At 73.3% G+C, this 15,503-nt stretch carries 20 protein-coding genes and 2 tRNA genes; 11 read left to right on the top strand and 11 right to left on the bottom strand.

Going from position 1 to position 15,503, the window contains the following annotated elements:
• Nucleotides 1-4: 4 nt before the first annotated feature.
• The gene (locus VEW93_07870; GenBank protein ID HYI61707.1) at nt 5-259 is read right to left on the bottom strand and encodes a hypothetical protein; all 255 of its coding nucleotides are present in this window, start codon (nt 257-259) and stop codon (nt 5-7) included.
• A 129-nt stretch (nt 260-388) separates the two neighbouring features.
• On the opposite strand from VEW93_07870, the gene VEW93_07865 reads away from it, so the two are divergent.
• The 6 genes from VEW93_07865 to VEW93_07840 all read left to right on the top strand — a co-directional run bounded on the left by VEW93_07865 (nt 389) and on the right by VEW93_07840 (nt 3,802).
• On the top strand, nt 389-1,036 hold the full coding sequence (locus tag VEW93_07865) for a hypothetical protein (GenBank protein HYI61706.1): 648 nt from the start codon (nt 389-391) through the stop codon (nt 1,034-1,036).
• A gap of 9 nt (nt 1,037-1,045) precedes the next feature.
• Nucleotides 1,046-1,240 carry a hypothetical protein gene (locus tag VEW93_07860; protein ID HYI61705.1) on the top strand — a complete coding sequence of 65 codons (195 nt, stop codon included), beginning with the start codon at nt 1,046-1,048 and terminating at the stop codon, nt 1,238-1,240.
• 116 nt (nt 1,241-1,356) lie between these two features.
• Nucleotides 1,357-2,541 carry a zinc-dependent alcohol dehydrogenase gene (locus VEW93_07855; protein ID HYI61704.1) on the top strand — a complete coding sequence of 395 codons (1,185 nt, stop codon included), beginning with the start codon at nt 1,357-1,359 and terminating at the stop codon, nt 2,539-2,541.
• Nucleotides 2,542-2,576: 35 nt separating this feature from the next.
• Nucleotides 2,577-3,122, top strand: coding sequence for a hypothetical protein (locus VEW93_07850; protein ID HYI61703.1), 546 nt, complete (start codon nt 2,577-2,579; stop codon nt 3,120-3,122).
• 69 nt (nt 3,123-3,191) lie between these two features.
• Entirely contained in the window at nt 3,192-3,572 is a 381-nt protein-coding gene (locus VEW93_07845) for a hypothetical protein (GenBank protein HYI61702.1), read from the top strand.
• Entirely contained in the window at nt 3,572-3,802 is a 231-nt protein-coding gene (locus tag VEW93_07840; GenBank protein ID HYI61701.1) for a hypothetical protein, read from the top strand. The genes VEW93_07845 and VEW93_07840 overlap by 1 nt, the downstream gene beginning before the upstream one ends.
• A gap of 22 nt (nt 3,803-3,824) precedes the next feature.
• On the opposite strand, the gene VEW93_07835 is transcribed toward VEW93_07840, so the two are convergent.
• The 3 genes from VEW93_07835 to VEW93_07825 all read right to left on the bottom strand — a co-directional run bounded on the left by VEW93_07835 (nt 3,825) and on the right by VEW93_07825 (nt 6,688).
• Nucleotides 3,825-4,589, bottom strand: coding sequence for a DUF72 domain-containing protein (locus tag VEW93_07835; GenBank protein HYI61700.1), 765 nt, complete (start codon nt 4,587-4,589; stop codon nt 3,825-3,827).
• Between the two features lie 141 nt (nt 4,590-4,730).
• Entirely contained in the window at nt 4,731-5,873 is a 1,143-nt protein-coding gene (locus VEW93_07830) for a hypothetical protein (protein ID HYI61699.1), read from the bottom strand.
• Entirely contained in the window at nt 5,870-6,688 is an 819-nt protein-coding gene (locus VEW93_07825; GenBank protein HYI61698.1) for a DUF3050 domain-containing protein, read from the bottom strand. The genes VEW93_07830 and VEW93_07825 overlap by 4 nt, the downstream gene beginning before the upstream one ends.
• 471 nt (nt 6,689-7,159) lie before the next feature.
• Here VEW93_07825 and VEW93_07820 point away from each other — a divergent pair, with 471 nt between their 5' ends.
• The 4 genes from VEW93_07820 to VEW93_07805 are packed head-to-tail and all read left to right on the top strand — an operon-like array spanning nt 7,160 to nt 10,456.
• The gene (locus VEW93_07820) at nt 7,160-7,807 is read left to right on the top strand and encodes a hypothetical protein (protein ID HYI61697.1); all 648 of its coding nucleotides are present in this window, start codon (nt 7,160-7,162) and stop codon (nt 7,805-7,807) included.
• Nucleotides 7,804-8,202, top strand: coding sequence for a phage holin family protein (locus VEW93_07815; GenBank protein ID HYI61696.1), 399 nt, complete (start codon nt 7,804-7,806; stop codon nt 8,200-8,202). Before VEW93_07820 ends, VEW93_07815 begins: the two co-directional genes overlap by 4 nt.
• Nucleotides 8,199-8,798, top strand: coding sequence for a DUF3618 domain-containing protein (locus tag VEW93_07810; protein HYI61695.1), 600 nt, complete (start codon nt 8,199-8,201; stop codon nt 8,796-8,798). Before VEW93_07815 ends, VEW93_07810 begins: the two co-directional genes overlap by 4 nt.
• Nucleotides 8,799-8,836: 38 nt before the next feature.
• Nucleotides 8,837-10,456 carry a DNA polymerase ligase N-terminal domain-containing protein gene (locus VEW93_07805; protein HYI61694.1) on the top strand — a complete coding sequence of 540 codons (1,620 nt, stop codon included), beginning with the start codon at nt 8,837-8,839 and terminating at the stop codon, nt 10,454-10,456.
• A 29-nt stretch (nt 10,457-10,485) separates the two neighbouring features.
• On the opposite strand, the gene VEW93_07800 is transcribed toward VEW93_07805, so the two are convergent.
• Entirely contained in the window at nt 10,486-11,196 is a 711-nt protein-coding gene (locus tag VEW93_07800; GenBank protein HYI61693.1) for a ferritin-like domain-containing protein, read from the bottom strand.
• A gap of 14 nt (nt 11,197-11,210) precedes the next feature.
• Nucleotides 11,211-12,434, bottom strand: a complete 1,224-nt coding sequence (locus tag VEW93_07795) for a hypothetical protein (protein ID HYI61692.1) — start codon at nt 12,432-12,434, stop codon at nt 11,211-11,213.
• Nucleotides 12,435-12,541: 107 nt separating this feature from the next.
• On the opposite strand from VEW93_07795, the gene VEW93_07790 reads away from it, so the two are divergent.
• Nucleotides 12,542-13,564, top strand: coding sequence for a glycosyltransferase family 2 protein (locus tag VEW93_07790; protein ID HYI61691.1), 1,023 nt, complete (start codon nt 12,542-12,544; stop codon nt 13,562-13,564).
• A gap of 95 nt (nt 13,565-13,659) precedes the next feature.
• Here the strand turns inward: VEW93_07790 and VEW93_07785 are convergent, their stop codons facing one another.
• From VEW93_07785 to VEW93_07765, 5 genes are all read right to left on the bottom strand, one after another.
• Nucleotides 13,660-14,142 (bottom strand): YetF domain-containing protein, encoded by a 483-nt coding sequence (locus tag VEW93_07785; GenBank protein HYI61690.1) that lies wholly within the window; start codon nt 14,140-14,142, stop codon nt 13,660-13,662.
• An 8-nt stretch (nt 14,143-14,150) separates the two neighbouring features.
• The gene (locus tag VEW93_07780) at nt 14,151-14,678 is read right to left on the bottom strand and encodes a hypothetical protein (GenBank protein HYI61689.1); all 528 of its coding nucleotides are present in this window, start codon (nt 14,676-14,678) and stop codon (nt 14,151-14,153) included.
• Between the two features lie 123 nt (nt 14,679-14,801).
• The gene (locus tag VEW93_07775) at nt 14,802-15,023 is read right to left on the bottom strand and encodes a helix-turn-helix transcriptional regulator (protein HYI61688.1); all 222 of its coding nucleotides are present in this window, start codon (nt 15,021-15,023) and stop codon (nt 14,802-14,804) included.
• 58 nt (nt 15,024-15,081) lie between these two features.
• A tRNA-Lys gene (locus tag VEW93_07770) sits at nt 15,082-15,156 on the bottom strand.
• A 57-nt stretch (nt 15,157-15,213) separates the two neighbouring features.
• Nucleotides 15,214-15,290, bottom strand: a tRNA-His gene (locus tag VEW93_07765).
• Between the last annotated feature and the right edge of the window lie 213 nt (nt 15,291-15,503).

Here is a 15,503-nt window from a genome sequence, read left to right as displayed (position 1 = left end):
CGGCTCAGGGGCTGGGGGCCTCCTGGGCCCGGGGGGCCAGCGCTGCGCTGCACCCCTCACAGGTCCCCGGGGCCCAGGGCACGAAGCTGCGCCCGGAGCTGTCCGGCACCAGCGGGTCGCCGGAGCACACCGCCGTGGCGTCCTGGGGCTCGGCGGCGTGGATGGGGCCCACCGGGAGGAGCCGGCTCTGGTCCCACGGCACCTTGTGGCCCACGGGCGTCCACGCCTCGGCGGCGCACGTGAACGAGCTGACCGGCATCCGTGCCTCCTCTGGGACCGGCGGGACCGCTGCCCGGCGGGCGAGCGGGTGAAACCACGGTAGGCGGCCGGGGCGCCGGGCGCCGGACGGGATGTGGTTGCCCCCCGGGGGCCGGGGGAGGGGGCGGCCATGAGTGATCAGCAGACGCCGGCCCACGCCCTGCTCGGTGTGTACGCCCCCGACCGGGTGCCGGACCTCCGCCGCCGGCTGGCCCACGTCGGGGTGCGCGACCAGGAGATCCGCACCGACGCCGGGCAGGACGAGCGCACCTCGCTGCGGGCCGAGATGCGGGAGGAGGCCACCGAGAGCATGGTGATGCCGCAGGCCGGCATCCTGTACTCGAAGGAGGCCACCAAGGCCACCAGCCTGCTCGGCCCGATCCTGACCGCCATCGGCGTGGTCGTGGCCCTGCCCGTGGCTGTCCTGTTGCCCGACGACATCCCCCTCTGGCTCCGGCTGCTCATCTGCGCCCTGTGCGGGGGCGCGGTGGGCGGCACCATCGCCGTCATCGTGCTGCCGGCCATGGCCGTGAAGAACCAGGACGTGCCCTCGGCCGCCCAGCGGGGCCAGGTCGTGCGGGTGTCTCGGTGGGCGCCGGAGGTGGAGGCGGTCATGGTCGAGGCCGAACCGCTCCGGCTCGATCGCCTGGGCGCCGACGGCGAGCCCATCGGGCCGGTGATCACCGAGGAGGCCAGCTCCGAGGGCGGCATCGCCGAGGAGCTGGGCCGCAACTTCGCCCGCGAACGCGACGTCGAGCCCCGGCGTCGGTCCCGATAGGAGCAGCCCATGGATCCCCACGGCCAGCCGTCCCGCGGCGACGACACCCGCGACCAGGGTCCGGCCGAGGGCGATGGGCTCCTGGCCGACGGGGCCGACGCCGAGACCGAGCCGGAGTCCGGCGACACCGACGGCGACGGCGACGAGCCGGGCCTCCCGCCGGCGGGCGACGACCCCATGGAGGGGGCGGCCCCCAGCGGGTGAGCGGCCCGCCGGCCGAGCAGCCCGCGGCCGGCCGGTTTCGCCGCCGGGGAGCGCGGGCAGCCCGCGGGACCCGGGCGCGCCGTCGCGGTCGGGCCTCGACCGATCGGAGGAGCGCCATGAGAGCAGTGACCTGGCAGGGCCCGAAGGACGTACGGGTCGAGGAGGTGCCCGACCCGACCATCGAGGAGCCCACCGACGCCGTCGTGCGCATCACCTCGAGCGGGCTGTGCGGGTCGGACCTGCACCTCTACGAGGTCATGGCCCCCTTCATGACCGAGGGCGACGTGCTGGGCCACGAGCCCATGGGCATCGTGGAGGCGGTGGGGCCGGAGGTGACCCACCTGGCCCCCGGCGACCGGGTGGTGATCCCCTTCCAGATCGCCTGCGGCACCTGCGCCATGTGCACCCAGGACCTCCAGACCCAGTGCGAGACCACCCAGGTCCGCGAGCACGGGATGGGCGCCGCCCTGTTCGGCTACACCAAGCTCTACGGCCAGGTCCCCGGAGCCCAGGCCGAGTACCTCCGGGTGCCGCAGGCCCAGTACGGCCCGGTCAAGGTGCCTCACGGGCCCCCGGACGACCGCTACCTGTACCTCTCGGACGTGCTGCCCACGGCCTGGCAGGCCGTGGCCTACGCCGGGGTGGCCCCGGGTGACAGCCTGGTCGTGCTGGGCCTGGGCCCCATCGGCGACATGGCGGCGCGGGTGGCCCGCCACCTCGGCATCGAGCAGGTCATCGGCGTCGACGTCGAGGGGGACCGGGTGGCCCGGGCGGCGGATCGGGGCGTCACCGCCCTGCGCCTCGAGGACCACGACGACATCGGCGAGGCCATCCGAGAGCTGACCGGGGGCCGGGGTGCCGACGCCGTCATCGACGCGGTGGGGATGGAGGCGCACGGCTCCCCGGGCGCTCACGCGGCCCACAAGCTCACGTCCCTCCTGCCCGACGCCCTGGCCGAGCGGCTCATGACCACGGCCGGGGTGGATCGGCTGGCCGCCCTCCACACCGCCATCGACGCGGTGCGGCGGGGCGGCACCATCTCCCTGACCGGGGTGTACGGCGGCATGGCCGACCCGCTGCCCATGCTGACCATGTTCGACAAGCAGGTGCAGCTGCGGATGGGCCAGGCCAACGTCCGCCGCTGGGTCGACGACATCCTGCCGCTCCTGGAAGGCGACGACGACCCGCTCGGGGTCGACGGCTTCGCCACCCACCACCTGGGCCTGGACGAGGCGCCGGACGCCTACGCCCGGTTCCAGGCCAAGGAGGACGGGGTCGTGAAGGTCGTCTTCCAGCCCTGACCACCCCGACCACCCCCACCCAACGGAGGACACGCATGCCCCCCCGCTCCCCGAGCACCCGCAGCGGTGCGGACGAGTCCGCGGGCCCGGTGCCGGAGGCCAACCGGCCCGGCCACCACCCCGAGGTCGAACAGGACAAGCCGAGCGGGCCCCCGCCCCGGCCGGCGGCCTCGATCCCCCGGACCACCCGGTTCCCGTTCCACTTCGAGCGCTCCATGGTGGTGCCGGCCCTGGCGGTGGGGGTGATGCCCCGAACCGCCGAGGTGGTGGTGGGGGAGGAGGACCTCCGTGTCCGCTTCGGGCCCTGGTCGCTGCGCACGCCCCTGGCCAACGTGGACGAGGTGACCGTCACCGGGCCCTACAGCTGGCTCAAGGTGGCCGGCCCGCCCCACCTGTCCCTGTCCGACGGGGGCCTCACCTTCGCCACCTCCACCCGGGCCGGGGCCTGCGTCCGCTTCCGGCGCCGGGTCCCCGTCCTGCTGCCGTCCAACCTCCTGCGCCACCCGGCGGTGACGGTGACGGTCGAGGACCCCGAGGCCTTTGCCCGGGAGCTGCGGGCCGCGGTCCGCCGCGCCTCCTGATCGCCGGTCGCCGAGGTTTCACTCCTGCGCCGGGCGGGCAGGGAGGCCCGCACGACACCAGGAGGGCCCGTGGTCGACCAGCTCATCTCGCGGGGCGCCGCTTTGCACGTGGCCATCGACGGCGCCGCCGACGAGGCCGAGTGGGCCCGACGAGGCGTGGAGCTGTCGTCCGTGGTGGTGGGCCACGCCGTGGTCACGCTGGATGTGAGCGGCCTCACCATGGTACCGGCCGAGATGGTCCGGGTGGCCCGCCTGGTGGCTGTGGCCTCGGCGGCCGGGGCCGAGGTGGAGGTGGCCTGCTCCCGGCTCAGCGGGCGCCAGCTCCTACGCCGGTTCCTCCCGCCCGAGGTGGCGGTGGTGCTGCCCTGGGCGGCCCGGGCCCCCCGTCCGGCCGCCCCTGCTCCGGCCCCGGTGCCGGCCGCCGCCCTCTCCCCGACGGCTCCGGCCTGATGGGCGGGGCCGAGGGCCTCCTCGTGGCCCTGGTGGTGATGCTGGTGGTGGCGGCGTCGGTCTGGCTGGCGCGCCACGTCAACCATCCGGAGCAGACCGCCGGGCACGACGATCCGGCCGACGCCTCCGGCCGCGACACCGCCTCGGAGCGCTTCTACGCCACCACGGACCGCCCGGCGGGACCCGACGCCGAGGACCCGGTCGGCCCGACCCGCCGGGACGGCGCCTGACCCCTGTCCGCCGACCGGGCGCTCAGGACGCGGTTCCGGCCCGGGACCCGGCCAGGCGCTCCCGCAGCCAGCGGGCATCGGTCACGGCGTGGCCCTCGTAGTCGTTGTTGAAGTAGGCGAACACGTCGGTGCCGGAGGCCTGCCAGGCGCCCAACCGGTCAGCGGCCCGCCACAACCGGCGCCCGCCGTACCGGCCCCGGTAGGGCTCGTCGACGGCTCGGGGCCCGTGGAAGCGTACGTAGGTCCAGTCGGTGGTCAGCTCCCACGGGTGGCCGGCCAGGAGGTCGTGCAGGCAGAGGGCGGCGCCGTGGCGCTGCAGGCAGGTGAGGACGTCGTCGTGGAACCACGACGGGTCCCGCACCTCGACGGCCCACCGCAGGTCGCCAGGCGCCTCCGCCAGCAGCTCGTCGAGGCGGCCCACGTCCCGGCGCCACCGCGGTGGCAGCTGGACCAGCTGGGGCCCCAGGTGGGGGCCGAGGGCAGCCACCCGGTCGAGGTGGTTGGGCAGCCACACGGCTGCGTCGCGGAGCTTCTTGCGGTGGGTGCCGTAGCGCCCGACCTTCACCGCGTAGCAGAAGCCGGGTGGGGCCTGGGCGGCCCACCCCTGCACGGTCGACAGCGCCGGCAGCCGGTAGTGGGTGCTGTTGAGCTCGACGGTGTCGAAGGCCTCGGCGTACCAGGCGAACCACGCCCGCTGGGGCAGGTCGGCCGGGTACACCGGGCCCCGCCAGTCGCGGTACACCCAGCCCGAGCAGCCGACGCGGGCCCGGCCCGGTCCCGTTCTCACGGGCCGGGCCGGGTGGCGTCGCGGCGGCCGTCCTGAGGCGTCACCTTCGCCCACTCGCCCCCAAGGGGGCAGGGGAAACGGAGGTGACGCCCCGGGCGGCGGCCGGTGCCCGTCGTCGCCCCCCGACGACGGGCGTGGCGCTCAGGAGGCGGAGAGGCTGCCCCGGGCCGCGGCCGGCTCGGCCAGGCCGACCAGGGCGGGTTCCCGCGCAGGCGCATCCGCCGGGACCTCGAGGGGCACCACGTCCGCCGACCACTTCTGGCGGGCGGCCAGGAAGGCGATCACGTGCCCGAGGTACTGGACCATGAACCACAGCGGGAGGAAGGCGGCGAAGTACGGGGCCTGCCCGGAGCTGATCCAGCCGAACCCGGCCCAGCTGACGACGCCGAGGGCCGAGGCCAGCGAGATGGTGGTGGCCAGGTCGGTCTGCTGCTGGTGCCAGTCCACGGTGCGGTCGGGCTTCCGGAGGTTGCCCAGGACGACCCCGACCAGGACCGCAGCCAGCACGGCGGTGAGGCCGGCCACGAGCATGTCCCGGCCGGAGGTGGCCCGGGGGCCGATGATGGCCAGGTACAGCAGGCCGATGCCCAACCCGGCGACGACGCCGGACGTGTGCACCAGCGGCCGGCGCCAGTGGTGGGGGCCGGGCATGTCCATGCCCTTGGCCCCCCGCGGGGCCCGGTAGACGGGCGGGAACATGAGCCCCGTGACGTTCACGTAGCGCATGTAGCTCTCGCCGGCCAGGGTCTTGAGCCGGTTGTCGTACAGGATGCTGCCGATGATGTTGTAGAGGTTGGCCATGATGGCCAGGACCAGCAGGTCCGCCGTCATCGTGGGCAGGAAGAAGAACATCCCGAAGAAGGCGGTGTGGACCGGGAACCGGATCCACCGCCGGCTCCCCACCGCCCACGGCACCGACTTGGGTTGCTCCGTCCGGGCGATGTGGGCCACCAGGGTGGTGGCTCCGAAGGCGAGGCCGCAGTCGGCCTCGAACAGGTGGAGCTGCCAGTACCAGAGCCAGGACACGACGGCCACGGCGCCCACGGCCACCATGGCGGTGCCCGAGAAGGCCCAGACTACGTCGCCGGTCCGCTGCCACAGGGCGGCGGCGGCCAGGATGTACACGGCGTTGGTGAGGGACTCGACCGACCGCCAGGCCAGGGCCTCCATGCGGGTCTTGGCCTTCACCACCCGCTTCACCCGTAGGGAGGCGAGGATGGAGTGCTGGACCCCGAACCCGACGACCAGCAGGCCGTCGATGATGAGCTTCTGCGTCATGGTCATGGGGCCACCAGCTCTCGTTCCGTGACGATGGCGTCGTGGACGGCGGTCCAGAGGTTCAGCCGCTCGTCCAGGCAGCGGCCGCTGGCCTTCTCGCACTCGTTCCAGTGCTCGTCGTCGGTGCACAGGCTCTGGAGCAGGGCCATGGCCATGGGGGTGTGCTCCTCGGCGTCCACGGTGATGTGCCGGTGCAGGTAGGTGAGGAACTTGGCCAGGCTGTCCTCGTGCGCGGCACCGGCCACCACCCGCTCGAACATGTCGGGGATGAGGTCCTCCCGGGTGAGGGCGAACATGGCCGAGATCACGTGATCCGGTGCCGTCTGCACCACGTCCCACGTCGTGCCCACGAAGCTGGCCACGGCCTCGGGGACTTCCGCCTGGCGCAGGGCTTCGGGCACGTCGACACCGGCTTCGATGCGGTCCAGGAAGGTCCGGATGGTGGTGGTGTCGGCCCCGATGTCGTCCATGGCATCGAGGTAGAGCTCGAAGTGGCTGACGTACTCACCGTCGATGCCGTCGCTCTCCTCGACCAGCTTGATCTCGTTGACCAGGCGGCGGGCCAGGTGCGCACCTCGTGGTCGCCAGGGGATGTCGACGCACGTGAACCGCCGTTGGAGGGCGGTCAGCAGAGACATGAAGTCCCACACCGCGAAGACGTGGTAGCTCATGAAGATGCGAAGATCCGCAACGGTGTCCAGCTCGTTGTAGATGGGGTGAGCGAGGATCCTCTTGCGGTTCTCGTCCACTGATCGTTTGAGCTCGCGGAGACCCTCGACCTCCTCAGCGCCCTCCCATGAGTAGCGTGACGTCTCGATCACCTTTGGTCCCTCCACTTCGATGATGTTGCAGATGACGTTGTTGTGTTGTCGTTTCTCCGACGTTTGAGTGGTGACTCGATACGCAAGTGTCTCGGTGTCGCCGCCAAAGATCTCGTCGGTGCTCGCAGGTTCTGGCCGCAACGGATGTGGGGCGTCCGGCGAGAAGTCGTTGGGGGCGAAGCAACCACAACCGCCCTTGCGACCCGTGCGCGAAGGGGGAAAATGTTGAGATGTGGTGAAGACGGCAACATCTAGTGCGTCAAGTCCCACGGCTCGTGGTTGGTCAAGAGGCGTAAGGATGTTTGCGGTTAGTGATCGGTCCACTTGTTGCTGAAGCAGCGCGATCGGCGGGTCCAACCGCTCCGCTGACGTCGCATCGTGCTCGGCGGCGCACGTTTCACCGCCTGGGGCCGCGGGCAGTCGGGCCCCACGACCGCAGCGACCACGTCAGCCATCCGACGAGGAGCCCCGATGACCGACACGACGACCGACACGATGCGCACCGCCGCCGACGAGGGCCGGCAGGTGGCCTCCACCGCCGCCGAGCAGGCCCGGGAGGTGATGGGCACCGCCGCCGAGCAGGCCGCCTCCGTGGGCGGCCAAGCCGTGGAGCAGGCCCGCGGCGTCCTCGACTCCGCCACCGGCGAGGTGCGCGACCAGCTCGAGCAGCGCCTGCGCGACCTGGCCGGTGCGGCCCGGGGCACGGCCAACGAGCTGGAGGCCCTGTGCGACGGCCGGCCCGACGATGCCGGCCGGACCCGAGACCTGGCCCGGCAGGCCAGCGAGCACCTGGGCCGGATGGCCGACCGGGCCGAGGAGATGGGCGTCCAGGGCGTCGTGCAGGAGGTCGGTGACATGGCCCGCCGCCGGCCGGTGGTCTTCCTGGCCGGGGCCGCCGCCGCCGGCGTGCTGGTGGGCCGGCTAGCCCGGGCCGGCCGAGAGGCCCGATCCGACGAGGGCGACGGCAACGGCAACGGTGCTGTCACCCCCACCCCGGCGGCCGGCATGCCGGCGCCCGCCGCGCCGCTGCCTCCGCCGGTCCCGTCGCCGCCGCCGCCCCCGGCCATGCCCGGCACCGATCCCGGCGGCTCCACCGCCGGATGGGTGGGTGGCGCATGAGCGACGAGCCGCTGCGCCCCGAACGCTCGCTCCCCGAGCTGCTCGGCGAGCTGAGCCAGGAGCTGTCCACGCTCTTCCGCCAGGAGGTCGACCTGGCCAAGGAGGAGCTCAAGATCGAGGGCCGCAAGGCCGGGCGGGCGGGAGCGGCCTTCGGGGCCGCGGCCGTCGTCGCCCTGCTGGCCGGCATCGGCCTGGTGCTGACCCTGGGCTTCGCCCTGGACGAGGTCATGCCCACGTGGCTGGCCTTCCTGATCGTCACGGCCGTGCTCGGCGCGGCGGCCGCCGTCCTCGCCCAGCGGGGACGGGCCGAGGCGAAGGCGCTGGACCCGGCGCCGGAGCAGACCATCCAGACCCTCAAGGAGGACGCGCAGTGGCTGAGCGAACGACGGAGTTGAGGCACGACATCGAGCAGACCCGGGCCCGCATGACGGGCACGGTCGACGCCATCGGCGACCGGGTCAGTCCCGGGCGGGTGGTGGGTCGCCGCATGGACAAGGTGCGTCGAGTCTCCACCCGTGTCCGCCACCAGGTCATGGGGCCCCCACGCCAGGCGGTGGGCGCCGCCAGCTCGGGCGTCTCGGGTGCCACCTCCACGGTGTCCGGCGCGGCTTCGGCGGTGTCCGAGGCGGCCTCGTCGCTCGGCGACCAGGTCGCCCAGGCGCCCGACCGCATCCGGCAGGGCACCGAGGGCAACCCCCTGGCCGCGGGAGCCGTGGCCTTCGGCCTCGGCGTCCTGGTCGGGTCGATGGCCCCGCCCACTCGGGAGGAGGTCGAGGTGGCCGGCAAGGTCCTGGATCCCCTCCAGGAACAGGCCACCGCCATGGGGCAGGAGGTGGCCGGCGCGGCGCGCGAGGCCGCCACCGAGGCCATGTCCGAGGTGCGCGACCAGGCCCAGGAGGCCCAGCAGCAGGTCACCGAGCGGGCCCAGGAGGCCCAGCAGCAGGTCACCGAGCGGGCCCAGGGGGCCAAGGACCAGGTCACCGGCTCCTGATCACCCCGGGGGGGCGGCCCGCCGGGCAACCTGTGGGCATGACCCCCCCGGACGAGGACCGGCTCCGGCGCTACCGGGACAAGCGGGACTTCTCGGTCACGGCGGAGCCGGCGGGCGCCGGCCCGCCGCCGGCCGGGGACGGCCACCGCTTCGTCGTCCAGCGCCACCGAGCCCGGCGCCTGCACTACGACGTCCGGCTGGAGATGGGCGGGGTCCTGGTCAGCTGGGCCGTCCCCAAGGGTCCCACCCTGGACCCCGACGCCCGCCGGTTGGCCGTGCACGTCGAGGACCACCCACTCGACTACTTCGACTTCGAGGGCACCATCCCCCGCGGCGAGTACGGCGGGGGCGACGTCATCGTCTGGGACTGGGGCACGTGGTCGCTGGCGAAGGGTGACGACCCGCTGGCCGCGGTCGAGGGTGGCGACCTGCACGTCGACCTGGCCGGGGAGCGGTTGGCCGGGCGCTTCGTCTTCGTGCGCAAGGGCGGGGGCGACGACTGGCTGCTCCTCCACAAGCACGACGACCACGCCGTGGCCGGCTGGGACGCCGAGGACCACCCCACCTCGGTCAAGACCGGCCGCACCAACGACGAGGTGCGGGCCGCCGGCGACGCCACCTGGTCCTCGACCGAGGGCCTGGTCACCGGGGGGGCCGGGCCCGGCGACGAGGCGATGGCGGACGGGGCCCGGCCCGAGATCCCCACGTGGGACCCGCCCACCCCCGACGAGCTGGCCGCCCTCGACGCGCTGGGGGCCAAGGGCGAGTGGGAGCTGCAGGGCCGGACCCTCAAGCTCACCAACCTGGACAAGGTGCTGTTCCCGGGGCGGGAGGGCGGCGAGGCGGTGACCAAGCGCGACGTGATCCGCTACCACGCCCGCGTGGCCCCGGCCCTGCTGCCGTACCTCTACGACCGGCCCGTGAACACCCTCCGCTTCCCCGACGGGGTCGAACGCCCGGGCTTCTGGCACAAGGAAGCCCCGTCGCACGCGCCGTCGTGGATCACCCGGTGGACCTACCCGGACGCGGATCCGGGCGATACCCAGACCTACATCGTGGCCGACAGCCCGCCCGCCCTGGCCTGGCTGGCCAACTACGCGGCCCTCGAGCTCAGCCCCTGGACGTCGCCGGCCTCGGCCTGGCGCCAGCCCACCTGGGCGCTGATCGACCTCGACCCCGGGCCCAAGAGCACCTTCGACGACGTGATCGTCCTGGCCCGCCTGCACAAGGTGGCCCTCGACCGCGTCGGCGTGCAGGCCGGGGCCAAGGTCACCGGCAAGCGGGGCATCCAGATCTGGATCCCGGTGGCGCCCGGGCCGTCCTTCGACGACACCCGGGGGTGGGTGGAGACCATCTCGCGGGCGGTGGGGAAGGTGGTGCCCGAGATGGTGAGCTGGGCCTGGACCAAGCGCGACCGGGGCGGGCTGGCCCGCCTCGACTACACCCAGAACGCCATCAACAAGACGCTGGTGGCGCCGTTCACCACCCGCCCCGCCCCGGGCGCGCCGGTCTCGGTGCCCATCGCCTGGGAGGAGCTGGACGACCCCGACCTCGCCCCCGACCGGTGGACGGTGCGCACCGTGCTCGATCGCCTGGCCACCACCGGGGACCCGCTCCGGCCCCTGGTCGGCCTGCCGCAGCGCCTGCCCGACCTGTAGCCGGGCGGCGCTGCGGCCGATCGGGGCTGTCAGCCGGGTACCGGCGCGTCGTCGAACATGGAACTGATCCTGGCCACCATCGTCTCCATGGTGGCCCCCACCCGGGTCATGGCCTTGCTCTGGGCCTGGAGCAGGATCATCCGCTGGCGCATGTCGCGGGCCCAGGTGACGTGCTCCTCCTCCTGGGGCAGGACCTGCTCCACGGCCCGGACCATGGCGTCCTTCACCGGTCCGTCCGGGCAGGCCGCGCCCAGGGCGGCCATGGTCTCCCAGTTGGCGTGGTCGATGGCCTCGGCCAGCACCACGGCGTTGAGCATCATCAGCTCCTGGGTCATCAGGTCCACCGAGCCGGACAGCATGAACGAGCCCTCCAGGGCGCCCATGTCCAGCTTCTCGGTGCCCCGGGCCGCGGGGCTCACGTAGCCGGGGTCGCCGCCCACGGCGGCGATGAGCTCCTCCAGGACGGTGACGTGGGTGAGGGTCTCGTCGCCGAGCTCCTGGTAGCGGCGCTTCAGGATCGGGTTGTTGGTGCGCCCCGCCACCGAGCGGTACAGGTGGAACCCGCAGCGCTCGTGCATGAGGGCGTCGGAGAGCACGTCGGCGATGAAGGCCCCGTTGAGGCCGGTGCCCTCGGCCACGGCGGCCAGCTGCTCGTCGGTGACAGCCCGCTCGGGGTCGACATACACCATGGGCATGGGCTTCGACGTGGCCCCGAGGTGGTAGGCGGCGTTGGTCGGCATGTCGTGTGCTCCTCTCAGGCCTGGCCGGCGGGCTGGCGCAGGTCGACGATGGGGTTCGGTCCCTCGGTCTCGTCCCGGTAGTCGCGGCCGTTGGCCTCCACGTTCTGGGTGATGACGTCCTCGCTGGGCACGCCGTCGCCGTTGGCCTTGTCCTGGAAGGCGAAGAAGCGGTGGTCGGCGGGGAGGTCGTCGACCGGGACGTAGTCCTCCTCGTCGGTCCGCAGGTCGAGCTGGGCGGCCAGCACCGAGCGGACGTAGTCCTTGTTGGTCTCGAACGTGAGCGGGATGCCGGGCAGCTCGGGCGGCAGCAACTCCTCGGGCTCCCGGCCCTCGAAGCGCCGCAGCATCCGGGCCGCCTCCTGGAGGTGGCCGATCTCGAAGTTCAGGTGCAGCTCCCACAGCTGCTTCACCCGCGGATCGGACTCCTGCTGGAACATGGACCAGTACAGGTAGACCTCGGTGGCCTCGTGGTAGAGGAGGTTGGCCAGCCACGAGTCCAGCGGGTCGAGCAGCGACTCGTAGTGCGAGACGTGCTGCTCCTCGACCTGGGCGATCTCCAGGTAGAGGCTGCGGGCGATGGGCTCGATGAAGTCGGGCCCGGTGTTCATGTAGTAGTTCATCGTCTGCTGCTCGGCGGCGACGATGGTCATGACGTGGAGGCGGGAGAGCGGGTTCACCGTCTGGGTGGCGTAGTGGCGGCGCAGCTCGTCCACGGGATGGCGGTGGTGGGCGAAGGTGGGGCGGCCCGGGGTGATCTCGGTCAGGCCCTTGGTCAGCTCGGCGGCCCGCCCGCTCTGGATCATCTCGTAGAGGTTGCTGTAGCGGTACAGGTGGTCGAAGTCCTCCAGCAGGGCGAAGTCGAGGGCCTGCTTGAGGTGGGGGTCGGGCTCGTTGCGGGCCAGCCAGGCGGTCAGGTCCACGGCCACCTGCTCGTAGCCGATGGTGGTCTCCAGGACCGAGTTCTCGCCCGGCAGCAGCCAGTTCACCGCCTTCTGCTGTTGCTGCTCGATCCGCCGACTCACGGCCAGGGACCGCTTGATCTCGGGGTTGTCGGTGTGGCGGGCGAACTGGTGGGAGAACATCGCCGCCTCGACCTCGATCCCGTTCATGAGGATGACCCGGGTCATCGTGTAGGGGTCGTCGGGCCGAGCCGGGAGCGGGTCGACGTTCAGCTCCTTCCAGCTGCGGAACTGCTGGTCGACCGGGATGCCCTCGTGCTCGAGCGGGTTGAAGCCCATGGATCCTCCTGCGCGCCGGTGGGTGGGCGCCCTGCTGCCCGGGCCGGCGGCGGTGAACCGAAGATCCGCGCCTGTGTGAGCGACCGCCGGCCGGGGCAGCGACGGGGGTGACCCTGGTGCTCCCGCTGGACCCGGCCGCTCTGCCCGCCACCCCGCCCGTCGAGGCCGCGGCGCCGCTGGCCCTGAGCGTGGTCGTCCCGCTGCGGACCGAGCACCCCGTCCCGGAGCTGGGCCACCGGCTGGGGCGCCTGGCCGGCGAGGTGGCCGAGGTGATCGTGGCCGACGGCTCGCCCCCCGAGGTGCAGGAGGCCCACGCCCGGGCGTGGCCCCCGACCGTCCGCCGGGTGCAGCTGGCCGAGGCCGACCGGACGCCGAACGGCAAGGTTGGTGGCGTCCTGGCCGGGGCCCGGGCCGCCGGCCAGGAGGTCGTGGTGCTGGCCGACGACGACGTGCACTGGGACCGGCCGACCCTGGAGCGGGCCCTGGCCCGCATGGAGGCCGAGGGCCTGGCCGCCCTCCGGCCGCAGAACTGCTACCGCCCGCTGACGCCGGTGGCCCGGTGGGACACGGCCCGGAGCCTGGTCCAGCGGGCGGTGGGCGGGGACTGGCCCGGCACGCTGGTCGTGCGGCGGGCCGCCCTGCTCGATGGCGGCTACCGGGGCGACGTGCTGTTCGAGAACCTCGAGCTGGAGCGCACCCTGGCGGCCCGGGGCGGCCGCACCGCCGTCGACCTGGCCCTGGTCGTGCCGCGGGACCCGCCCCAGCCCCGCCGCTTCGCCGAGCAGCGGGTGCGGCAGGCCTACGACGAGCTGGCCCGGCCGGCCCACCTGGCCGCCGAGCTGGCCGTCCTACCCGTCGCCGTGCTTGGGGGTCGCCGGGCCGTGCTGGCCCTGGCCGTCGGGGCGGTGGCGCTGGCCGAGGCCGGGCGGCGCCGGGGCGGGGGGCGGGGCTGGTACCCGGCCACCAGCGCCCTGTGGGCCCCGCTGTGGGTGGGGGAGCGGGCCGTGACCTCGTGGCTGGCCGTCGGGTGCCGCCTGGCCCGGGGCGGCGTCCGCTACCGCGACGGCCGCCTCCGCACCGCCGCCAGCTCCCCCCGCTCCCTTCGCCGCGGCGACCGGCCCCGGTCGTGATGCCGCCCCCGTCCCGGGCCGCGCCGCGCCCGAGCCGGGCCGGTGTTCGACCTCCGGGCGGGGCATCGCATCGCTCGCCAGAGCCCCTGACCCGGTCAGTGCTGGCCCTCCTGCGGGTCGAGCTGGTCGGCGGTGTCGGCGCTGCGCTCGACGAAGGAGAAGGTGCCGTCGGTCTCGACGATGCCCCAGGCCACGTCGGCCAGGTCGGGGAGGCCCCGCTTGCGGGCGGCCTCGTCGAGCTCGGCCCGGGGGATGCGCTGGCGGCGCAGGACGTCGTCGAGGATCCGGCCGTCGTGCACCACGATCGAGGGCCGGCCCTCCAGCAGCGGCCGGACGGCCCGGTAGCGCCGGCCGACCACGGACGTGCCCACTGCCAGCAGGCCCATGGTGGACACGGCCAGGGCGGCTCCGGTGACCGACATGTCCTCCTGGGTGACGCCCTGCTGGACGATGTCGCCGAGGATCACGAGGATGACCAGCTCGAAGGCGGTGACCTCGGCCAGCTCGCGCTTGCCCATGGCGCGCAGCAGCACCCACAGGAGCACGAAGACGACGACGCTGCGCAGGACGATCTCCATGGCTGCTCCTAGGGGAGGACCCACATCGTGTGGTCCAGCGACACCGAGTCGTCGCCCACCGTGACCGACGTGGTCCCGGTGCGGCGCCACTGCACGCCGGGCTCCACCCGGGTGTCGAGGCTCACGGTCAGGGTGTCGCCATCGGGCGGGTCGAAGGTCCAGATGACCTCGTCGCCATCGGTGCTGCTCTCGGCCGGCTCCGGCGAGCGGCCGTTCTCGTCGAAGGAGTCGATGAACCGGGACGAGATGCGCACCTCGATCTGGTCCTGCGGGGGAGCGTCGAGGTGGATGACGAGGTGGTAGGGCACGGCCAGGGCCGGCCGGGCCACGTGCGGGTAGGTCAGGGTGGCGGTGAGGGCTCCGTCGGACGCCGAGGCCGTCCCGGACCGGACGCCCAACTGGCCGGTCGCCCCCAGCAGCACGAACACCGTCAGGGCGGTGAGGGTGGCGCGACGGATCCAGAGCCCGCGGCGCTCGGCGCGCTCGTCGGCCGCCTCGGGCACGGTCGAGGTGCCGGCCTCGAGGTCATCGTCCACGCCCATCGTCCCGACCCCTTCCCCCCGCCCGGCGTCCCCAACCTGGTCCGGCCCTCCGGCAAGCAGTCGTTGACACCGTGGTGGACGCAGCCAGGTCGGGGCTGATCGCCACGGTGAGGCCGGCTACCTGGGGGCGCCTTTGCTCTCGTCGTCGTAAGCAGTCCGGAACACGTCGATGGTGTGCAGGAAATCGAGGTCGAGCGCGTCGCAGAGCTGAGCGAGCTCCAGGATGTCCAGCCTCCGCTGAGCTGCTTCGATCTGGCTGATGACCGTCTGTGCGAGCCCGAGACGCGCTGCGAGCTGGGCCTGAGTGAGGTCAAGTCCTCGACGACGCTTGCGCAGCATCTGGCACAACCCACGGTACGCCTCGGACCGGATCGCTTTCCGCACAAGGTTCTCCTGGTGGTGCGCCCCCTGGGATTCGAACCCAGAACCTGCGGATTAAGAGTCCGTTGCTCTGCCATTGAGCTAGAGGCGCGAGGGGTGGCGATGGTAGCCGCCCACACCCGGCGGACCGGCCGGGCGTGGGCGGCAGTGGGGTGACCGAGGGGACTCGAACCCCCGACCTCCAGGGCCACAACCTGGCGCTCTAACCACCTGAGCTACGGCCACCGTGCAGCGGGCCAGCATAGGCGGTCGGATCGGAGCCTCCGAATCCTTCCGGCGGCCCACCGTGCGGCGTCGCGCTCGGCCCCTCGGGTACGAATGTGGTCGTCCGAGCGCGCGGATCGTCCCCGAGGTGCAGCGGTCACCGAAGGGGACGGTGCCGACATGGCACCATGGCGCGCCGGCCCCTGTAGCTCAGATGGATAGAGCACCGGACTT

Source organism: Acidimicrobiales bacterium (genome assembly GCA_035630295.1).
Classification (GTDB): domain Bacteria; phylum Actinomycetota; class Acidimicrobiia; order Acidimicrobiales; family Iamiaceae; genus Iamia.
The sequence above is the reverse complement of the archived record's forward strand: the minus strand, read 5'-3'. Positions and strand labels throughout refer to the sequence as shown.